The organism is Dactylosporangium sp. NPDC050688, assembly GCF_040654515.1.
In the GTDB taxonomy this organism is placed as follows: domain Bacteria; phylum Actinomycetota; class Actinomycetes; order Mycobacteriales; family Micromonosporaceae; genus Dactylosporangium.
On sequence record NZ_JBFAIC010000003.1, the window covers coordinates 320,118 to 330,139 of the forward strand.

General features: G+C 76.8%; 3 protein-coding genes. All 3 read left to right on the forward strand.

The features are described from left to right. The coding region (locus AB0H83_RS05545) for a non-ribosomal peptide synthetase (protein WP_360087284.1) at nt 1–1,396 on the forward strand (1,396 nt) is incomplete at its 5' end. 2 nt (nt 1,397–1,398) lie between these two features. After that, nucleotides 1,399–4,674: an amino acid adenylation domain-containing protein gene (locus tag AB0H83_RS05550; protein WP_360087287.1), complete on the forward strand. Its 3,276-nt coding sequence runs from the start codon at nt 1,399–1,401 to the stop codon at nt 4,672–4,674. After that, on the forward strand, nt 4,671–10,022 hold a 5,352-nt coding region (locus AB0H83_RS05555), incomplete at its 3' end, for an amino acid adenylation domain-containing protein (RefSeq protein WP_360087290.1). The genes AB0H83_RS05550 and AB0H83_RS05555, both read left to right, overlap by 4 nt.

Sequence of the window (10,022 nt, forward strand, 5' to 3'; positions counted from 1 at the left end):
AGACCCGGCGCTGCCGCCCGTCGGGCCGGGGGACCTCGCGTACCTGCTGTACACGTCCGGGTCGACCGGCACCCCGAAGGGCGTCGCGGTCGCGCAGGCCGGCCTCGCCGCCCTCACCGAGGCGCTGCGCCTGGAGCCCGGCCTCGGGCCCGGGGACAGGATGCTCGCCGTCGCGACCCTCAGCTTCGACACCTCGTGCGCGGAGATCTGGACGTCGCTCGGCGCAGGCGCCTGCTGCGTGGTGGTCGGCCGGGACAGCGCCGTGGACGGGTTCCGGCTCGCCGACCGCATCGCCGAGCACCGGATCACCGCGATGAACGTGCCGCCGACGATGCTGCGGACCCTGCTCGCGTCCGGCTGGACCGGCACCCCCGACCTGCGGGTGTGGCCCGGCGGTGAGGCCCTCGACGCGGCCCTCGCCCGCGACCTGCTGCCCCGGGTCCAGCAGCTGTGGAACGTGTACGGCCCCACCGAGGCGACCGTTCTGTCCTCGGCGTACCGGGTGACCGCCGCCGACGACGTGGACGGCACTGACGGCACCGTGCCGATCGGGCACCCGCTGCCGGGGGAGCGGCTCTACGTCATGGACCCGCTCGGCCGGCTCGCACCGCCGGGCGTCACCGGCGAGCTGTGGATCGGCGGCGCCGGCCCCGCCCTCGGCTACCACCGGCGGCCGGAGCTGACCGCAGCGGCGTTCGTGCCGGACCCGGCGGTGCCCGGCGGGCGCTGCTACCGCACCGGCGACCTGGTCCGCCGCCGCCCCGACGGGGAGCTCGTGTTCCGCGGCCGCCGCGACCACCAGCTGAAGATCCGCGGGTACCGGGTCGAGCTCGGCGAGATCGAGGCGGCGCTGCGCGGTCACCCCGATGTCGCGCACGCCGTCGTCACCGCCCGCGGGCACGGCGCCGAGGCGCACCTCGTGGGCTACGTCGCCGGTACCGTTCCCGGCGCGGTCACCGGCGCACAGGCCGCCGAGCACCTGCGCCGCCGGCTGCCCGAGTACCTGGTCCCGCACCGCTGGGTGGTGCTCGACGCGCTGCCGACCCTGCCCAGCGGCAAGGTCGACCTGGCCGCGCTGCCCGAACCGGACCAGGCCGGCGGGCCGGCCACGGCGGGCCGGCCGGTGGCGTCGGTGATGGAGGAACTGGTCGCCGACGTGTGGGCGCAGATCCTCGCCACGGACCGCATCGACGCCGGCGACAGCTTCTTCGGCCTCGGCGGGCACTCCCTCGCCGCGACCCGGGTCGCAGGGCGGCTGCGCGACACGCTCGGCTGCGCGGTGCCGGTGCGGCTGCTCTTCGACCACCCGGTGCTCGCCGACTTCGCCGAGCGCCTGGAGCGCCTTGTCATGGACGACATCGTGGCCACACCCGGCCACAACCATCCGGGGAAATGACTATGACCTTGTCTGACCAGCACACCCACGAGGACACCGCACCGTCCCGCGACACCCTGCGGGAGCTCATGCAGCGGCGGGTCGCGGCGGCCCGGGCCGCCGTCGCCGACGACGGCGCGGAGATCCCGCGCCGCGCCGATCCGGACGCGCCGCAGCCGCTGTCGCCGGCGCAGCGCCGGCTGTGGTTCAACGCCCAGTTCGAGGCGAACACGTCGATCTACCACGTGCCCGCCGTGCTGCGCCTGACCGGCCCGCTCGACGCCGGCGCGCTGCTCGCGGCGCTGCGCGACGTCGCCGCCCGGCACGAGGTGCTGCGCAGCGTCATCGTCACGCCCGCCCCGGGACACGGCTTACCGGACGGGCCCGTCGCGGTCGCCGGGCCCGCCGACCGGATCGAACTGTCCCTTGTGGACGCGGACGAGGCGGGCCTCGCCGCCGCGCTGCGCGCCGAGGTGAGCCGCCCGTTCCGGCTGGACCGCGAGCCGCCGATGCGGGCCACGCTGTTCCGCCTCGGCGCCGAGCACCACGTGCTGGCGCTGACCGTGCACCACATCGCCACCGACGCGTGGTCCCAGGACCTGATGCTCGACGAGGTCGGCGCCCTCTACGCCGCCCGCCTCGGCCGTACCGCCCCGCCCGCGCCGCCGCGCCTGCAGTACGCCGACGTCACCGAGTGGCAGGCGACCCGCGCGGCCGGCGCCACCGGCGAGCACGTCGCGTACTGGGTCGACCGGCTCGCCGGGCTCGCCCCGGCCCTCGCCCTGCCCACCGACCGCCCGTACCCGGCCGTCGCCGACTGGACCGGCGGCTACGAGCCCGTCCAGCTGCCGCCGGCGCTCGCCGCCCGGATCCGGCAGGCCGCCCGCGCCGGCGGCGCCACCCCGTTCATGGTGCTGCTCGCCGCCTGGCAGGCGCTGCTCGGCCGGCTGTGCGGCAGCGACGACGTCGCCGTCGGCGTCCCCGAGTCCGGCCGGCACCACCGCGCCACCGAACAGGTCGTCGGCTGCTGCATCAACACCCTGGTGATGCGCACCGACCTGTCCGGCGACCCGACCGGCCGGCAGCTGCTCGACCGGGTCCGGGAGACGACCCTCGAGGCGTTCGGGCACGCCGCCGCGCCGTTCGAGCAGGTCGTGGAGGCCGTCGCGCCGCAACGTTCCACCGCCACCACGCCGATCTTCCAGTCGATGCTGTTCCTGCTCGAGACCCCGCAGCGCGACCCGGTCCTGCCCGGCGTGCGCGCCGAACGCCTCGAGTCGCCGCTGGACTCCAACAAGTTCGACGTGAGCCTGTCGCTCACCGGCCGGGACGGCGGGTACGACGGCTTCATCAGCTACCGCCGGGACCTGTTCGACCGCGAGACCGTGCAGCGGTGGGCCCGGTGGCTGCTCGCCCTGCTCGACGGGATGCTCGCCGACCCGGACCGGCCGCTGTCCCGGCTCGACCTGCTCGGCGACGCCGGACGCGCGGCGCTGCTCACCCTCGGCACCGGCCCGGCGCTGCCCGCCGGCGCCCCCGCCACGGTGCTCGACGCCGTCCTCGCGCAGGCCGCCGCGCGCCCCGGCGCGGTCGCCGTCGACGCCCGCGACGGCACCCTCACCTACCAGGAGCTGACCGGGGCCGCGGCACGCGTCGCCGCCGCCGTCCGCGCGCACGGCGCCGGACCCGGCACCCCCGTCGGGATCTGCCTGCCCCGCGACCGGCACCTGCCCGCCGCCCTCGTCGGCGTGTGGCAGGCCGGGTCCGCGTACGTGCCGCTCGAACCCGACCACCCCGTCGAACGGCTGCGCTACCAGCTCGGCGACTCCGGCGCCGGGGTCGTCCTCGCCACCGCGGAGACCCTCGACCTGGCGCGGCAGCTCACCGAGGGCACCGGCACCGCCGTCGTGGACCTCGCCGCGGCCCTCACCGGAGGCCCGCCCGGCGCGCTGCCGTCCGTCAAGCCGGCCGATCTGGCGTACATCCTCTACACCAGCGGCTCGACCGGCCGCCCCAAGGGCGTCGAGCTCAGCCACGGCAGCCTCGCCGCGTTCGTCGCCGGGCAGTGCGCGCTGATGCCGGTGACCCCCGGCGACGTGATGCTCGGCCTCACCGCGCTCTCCTTCGACGTGGCCGGCCTCGAGCTGTGGGTCGCCCTCGGCCACGGGCTGCGGCTGGTCCTGCTCGACCGGGCCGTCGCCGTCGACGGGCACCTCGTCGCGCAGCGGATCACCGAGGCGGGCGTGACCGTGATGACCGCGACCCCGACCACGTTCCGGATGCTCGTCGCCGCCGGCTGGCGGGCGCCGGCGGTGCGGGCCGTCGCGATCGGCGAGGCCGTCGACCCCGCCCTCGCCCGGGAGCTGACCGCCCGGCTCGGCGAGTTCTGGAACGGCTACGGCCCGACCGAGACCGCCGTCACCTCCACGATGTACCGGGTCACCGCGCCCGTCGGCGACACCGTGCCGATCGGCACGCCGATGCCCGGAGAGTGGGTGTACGTGATGGACCCCCATGACCCGGATGCCGGCCGGCTCGCCCTGCCCGGCACCGCCGGCGAGCTGTGGATCGGCGGCGCCGGCGTGGCCCGCGGCTACCATGCCCGGCCCGAGCTGACCGAGGCCGCGTTCGTCGCCGATCCGCACCGGCCCGGCGCGCGCTGCTACCGCACCGGCGACCTGGTGCGCTGGCGCACCGACGGGCTCCTGGACTTCCTGGGCCGCCGCGACCAGCAGGTGAAGGTCCGCGGGCACCGCATCGAGCTCGGCGAGATCGAGTCGCAGCTGCGGGCCGCGCCCGGCGTCGCCGAGGCCGTCGTCGCGGTCGCCGGCGGCGGCTCCGGTGACGCGCACCTCGTCGGGTACGTGGTGCCGCGGCCCGGCGCGACCCCCGACCCGGCGCGGCTGGAGACGTTGCTGCGCACCGCGCTGCCGGACCACATGGTGCCGCGGCGGTGGATGACGCTGCCGGCGCTGCCGGTCAACGGCTCCGGCAAGGTCGACCGCACCGCCCTGCCCGACTCCGGCGAGCAGACCCGGGCCCGGGTCGCGCCCGGCACCGAGGCCGAGCAACTGGTCGCCGAGGTGTGGGGTGCCGTGCTGCGCCGCGACGACCTGTCGGTGCACGACAACTTCTTCGCCCTCGGCGGGCACTCGCTGTCGGCGACCCTCGTCGTCGGCAGGCTCCGCGACGCGCTGGACTTCCCGGTGCCGGTGCGGCTGCTGTTCGAGCAGCCGGTCCTCGCCGGGTTCGCCGCGGCCCTCGAGTCGCTGCTGCTGGCCGAGGTGACGCAGGCGTGACGGTCACCGACAGCCAGCGCTCACTGCTGCAGCAGCGGCTGGCCGGGGCGCGCCGCGCTGCCCGTACCGCCGCCGCCACCGCCACCACGATCCCCGCCGGCGACCCTGCCATGCCGGCACCGCTGTCCCCGGCGCAGGCCCGGCTGTGGTTCATGCACCAGCTGGAGCCGGACAGCGCCGCCTACCACGTGACCGCCACGGTCCGGCTCACCGGCCCGCTCGACGTGGCCGCGCTGACCGGCGCGGTCCGTGACCTCGCCGAACGGCACCACGTGCTGCGTACCCGGTTCGTGGACCGCGACGGCGTACCGACCGCGGTGCTGGGCAGCGCGGACGACGTGCCCGTCGAGACCGACGGGGAACTGGACGGCTTCCGGCGGCGGGTGTTCCGGCTCGCCGAGGAGCCGCCGCTGCGCGCGCTCATCGGCCGGTCGGGGGCGGACGAGCACGTGCTGCTGCTCGTCGTGCACCACATCGCGTTCGACGCGTGGTCGGTGGACCTGGCCCTGACCGAGATCGGGCAGCTGTACGCCGCCCGCGTCACGGGCGTGCCGGCGCCGGCCGCGCCCACGGTCCAGTACGCCGACTACGCCCGCTGGCAGGCCCACCGCGAGACGTCCACAGTGGACCTCGACTGGTGGGTGCGGCGGCTGTCGGGCCTGGCGCCGGTGCTGGACCTGCCCACCGACCGGCCCCGCCCCGCCGTCGCGGGGGCCGCCGCCGGGCAGGTGCCGGTGACCGTCCCCGCCGGCCTCGCCGCGCGGGCCGGCGAGCTCGCCGCCGCGTGCGGGGCCACCCCGTTCATGGTGCTGCTCACCGCCTGGCAGGCGCTGCTGGCCCGGGTGTGCGGCACGGACGACGTCGCCGTCGGTGTCCCCGCCGCCGGCCGGCACCACCCCGACGTCGAGCGGATGATCGGCTGCTTCATCGGTACCCTCGTGCTGCGCACCGACTGCTCCGGCGACCCGACCGGCCGGCAGCTGCTGGCCCGGGCCCGGGAGACCGCGATCGACGCCCTCGCCCACGCCGAGACCCCGTTCGAGCAGATCGTGGAGCGCCTGCAGCCCGAGCGGAACCTCGCCACCACACCGATCTTCCAGGTACTGCTCAACGTCCTGGAGCAGCCGGCCGCGCCGCTGCGGTTGCCGGACGTCGACGCGCGCATCGCCGACCTGCCGGTACGCACCACCAAGTACGACCTGAACCTCGGGCTGTCCCGGGCCGGCGGCGGGTACGAGGGCAGCCTGGTCTACCGCACCGACCTGTTCGACGACGCCACCGCCGGGCGCCTCGCCGGCTGGTTCGTGACGCTGCTGGCGGGGCTCGTCGCCGCGCCGGACCGCCCGGTCGGCGAGCTGCCCCTGGAGCCCGCCGCGCCGGGCGGGCCGGACGGCCCGCCGGCCCGGTTCGACCTGAACCTGCCGCTGCACGAGCTGATCTCGCGGCACGCGGCGGCGACCCCGGACGCGACCGCGGTCGTCGCCGCCGACGGCCGGCTCACCTACGCCGAGCTCGACCGGCGCGCCGCCGCCGTCGCCGGGCGGCTGCTGGCCGCCGGGGTCCGGCCGCAGGAGCCGGTCGCGGTGCTCACCGAGCGCGGCACCGCCCTGCCCGTGGCGCTGCTCGGCGCGCTGCGGGCCGGCGCCGCGTACCTGCCCGTCGACCCCGGCTACCCCGACGGGCGGGTCACGGAGATCCTCGACGCCGCCGCGGTCCGGTGGGTGCTCACCGAGGCGGCGTTCGCGCACCGGGTGCCCGGCCGTGAGGCGATCGTCGTCGCCGATGTCACTGCCGATGTCACCGGCGGGCCCGCGCCGGCGGTGCCGGTGCCGCCGGACCACCTCGCGTACGTGATCTTCACGTCCGGCTCGACCGGCAAGCCCAAGGGCGTCGCCGTCGAGCACCGGCAGATCACCCACTACCTGCAGGCCGTCGCCGGGCGCATCGGGCGGCACGGCTCGTACGCGCTGGTGTCCACGCACGCCGCCGACCTCGGCATGACCAACCTGTTCGGCGCCCTGACCACCGGCGGCGTCGCGCACCTGGTGGACCGGGAGACCGCCACCGACCCGGCCGCGTTCGCCGCGTACCTCGCCGCGCACCCGGTCGACGCGATGAAGCTCGTCCCCAGCCACCTGCAGCTGCTGGCCGCGCACGGCGACCTCGCCGCGCTGCTGCCCCGCCGGCTGCTCGTCCTGGCCGGCGAACCCTGCCCGTGGCAGCTCGTCGAACGCATCGAGCAGGCCCGGCCCGACCTGGACGTCCAGGTCCACTACGGCCCGACCGAGACCACCGTGTCCGTCCTCGGCTGCGACGTGCGCGAGGTCCCCGCCGCGCGCCGGCACGGCACGGTCCCGATCGGCCGGCCCTTCGCCAACGTCACCTGCCAGGTCACCGACCGGGCCGGGCGGCCCGTGCCGGCCGGGGTGCCGGGGGAGCTGCGCATCGGCGGCCCCAGCGTCGCCCGCGGCTACCTGCACGGCCCCGACCCCCGGTTCACCGGCGGCCGGTACCGCTCCGGCGACCGGGTCCGCGTCGACGCCCACGGCCTCGTGCACATCCTCGGCCGGGTCGACGACCAGGTGAAGATCCGCGGGTTCCGGGTCGAGCTCGACGAGGTCGCCGCCGCGGTCCGCGCCGCAGGCGGCGTGCGGGAGGCCGTGGTCCTGCCCGTCGGGGAGGCGCACACGCGCCGGCTCGCGGCCTGGGTCACGCCGGCGACCGCCGACCCGGCCCGGATCCGGGCCGCGCTGCGCGACCGGCTGCCCGACTACATGGTGCCGTCGGCGTTCGTCGCCCTGGACCGGCTGCCGCTCACCGCCAACGGCAAGGTCGACCGGGCCGCACTGCCCGCACCCGAGCCGCCCGCCGCGGCCACCCGGGTCGCGCCGCGCACCCCGACCGAGGTGCTGGTCGCGGCGGCCTGGTCGCAGGTCCTCGACGGCGTGGACGTCGGCGCCGACGACGACTTCTTCGCCCTCGGCGGCGACTCGTTCAAGGCGGTGCGCGCGGTGCGCGCCATCGACCCGCAGCTGCGCGTCATCGACCTGTTCACCCACCCGACCGTCCGCGAGCTCGCCGCCCACCTCGACGGCGGCAGCGGCGCCACCGCCCTGCTGCACCGCCTCGCCGGCCCGGCCGCCGGCGCCACCCTCAACGTCGTGTGCGTCCCGTACGGCGGGGGCTCGGCCGCCGCGTACGGCCCGCTCGCCACCGAGCTGGCGCGGCGCCTGCCGGGCGCGGCGGTGCTCGCGGTCGAGCTGCCCGGGCACGACCCGGCCCGCCCCGACGAGCCGACCCTGCCGATGGCGCAGCTGGTCGAGCGGGTGATGGCGGACCTGCCACCCGGCCCGGTCCTCGTGTACGGCCACTGCGTCGGCTCCGCCGCCGCCACCGAGCTCGCGCTGCGCCTGGAGGCCGGCGGCCGCGACGTCGCCGGGCTCGTCGTCGGCGGCAGCTTCCCCGCCGCCCGGCTCCCCGGCCGGGTCACCGCCTGGCTGCACCGGCGGATCCCGGCCACCTGGTGGACGTCGGACCGGGCGTACCGGGACTTCCTGCGGACCCTCGGCGGCCTCGACGACGACGCCGGGCTCGACACCGACGTGATCCTGCGCGGGCTGCGCCACGACGTCGACGAGGCGCAGACGTGGTTCAGCCGCGAGCTGACCGGCACCGACCGGCGGCGGCTGCGGGCCCCGGTGCTGTGCCTCATCGGCGCCCGCGACCGCTCCACGCAGCTGTACGAGGAGCGGTACGCCGAGTGGGGCGCGTTCGCCGACCGGGTCGCCCTCGCCGTGCTGCCCCGCGCCGGGCACTACTTCCTCAAGCACCAGGCGGCCGCGGCCGCGGAGCAGATCGCCGGCGCGGTCACCGACTGGCGGGCCGGGCGGCCGCCGGCGCCGGTGCACACCGCGGTCACCGGCGGCCGGGCCCGCCGCGACCTGCGCGAGTTCTACCTCATGGCGGCCGGGCAGACCGCGTCGCTGATCGGCGCCGCCCTCAGCTCCTTCGCGCTCGGCGTGTGGGCGTACCAGCAGCACGGCCGGGTCGCCGACTACGCCCTGGTCACCATGCTCGCCCTGCTGCCCGCCATCGTGCTGCTGCCGCTCGGCGGCGCGGTCGCGGACCGGTTCGACCGGCGCCGGATCATGCTGGCCTGCAACGGCGCCGGCGCCGCCGTCATGTCCGTGGTGGTCGGGCTGCTGGCCGCGGGCCGCCTGGAGATCTGGAGCGTCGGGCTGCTGGCCGGGCTGCTGTCCGCGGTCACCGCGTTCCACCGGCCCGCGTACCTGGCCGCGGTCGCCCAGCTGGTGCCGAAGCCGTACCTGGGACAGGCCAACGCCCTGGCGAACCTCGGCCCTGGCATCGGCATGCTGATCGCGCCCCTCGCAGGCGGGGCGCTCATCACCGCGCTCGGCATGCCGTGGGTCGTCGCCGTGGACGTCGCGTCGCTGCTCGTCGGCGTCGGCACCCTGCTCGTGGTGCGCCTTCCCGACCGGTTGTTCCGCCGCCAGGAGGAGACGTTCGCCCGCGCCATCGCCGGCGGGTGGCGGTTCCTCACCCGCCGCCGCCCGCTCATGATCATGATCGGGTTCTTCGTGGTGGAGAACTACCTGGCCATGCTCGCCCTCGCGGTCACCGTGCCCACCGTGTACGCGTTCGGCGGCACCACCGCGGTCAGCGTCGTCACGACCTGCAGCGGCGTCGGCGCGGGCCTCGGCGCCCTCGTCATGGTCCTGTGGGGCGGCGCCGACCGCCGCGCCACCGGCATGGTCGGCTTCGTCATCGGCGTCGGCCTCGGCGCGGTCCTCGTCGGCCTGCGCCCGTCGACCGCGGTCGCCGCCGCCGGCAGCCTCATCTGGTACGCGTCGCTGACCATCCTCAACGCGCACTGGCTCGCCATCATCCAGGTCAAGGTCGGCCTGGACCTGCAGGGCCGGGTCCTGGCCACCAACCAGATGCTGGCGGTCGCCATGACCCCGGCCGCGTTCCTGACCGCGCCGCTGCTCACCGGCGCCGCGGCGCCGCTGCTGGCCCCCGGCGGCGCGCTCGCCGGCACGCTCGGCCGGGTGGTCGGCACCGGCGCCGACCGGGGCACCGCCCTGATCCTGCTCGCGTGCGGCGTGCTCCTCGCCGGGTGGGGCGCGCTCGGCCTGGCGTACCGGCCGCTGCACCATATGGAGGACGACCTGCCCGACATGGCCGCGGGCGCGGAGATCCCCGACACCCTCGACGAGCTGCAGGACTTCCTCGACCGCACCGCAGACCGCACCGCAGACCGCACCGCAGACCGCACCGCAGACCGCACCGCAGACCGCACCGCAGACCGCACCGCAGACCGCACCGCA

Excerpts from the sequence above, each read along its gene's own strand:
- AB0H83_RS05550 (WP_360087287.1), top strand. The coding sequence starts at position 1,399 with ATGACCTTGTCTGACCAGCACACCCACGAGGACACCGCACCGTCCCGC.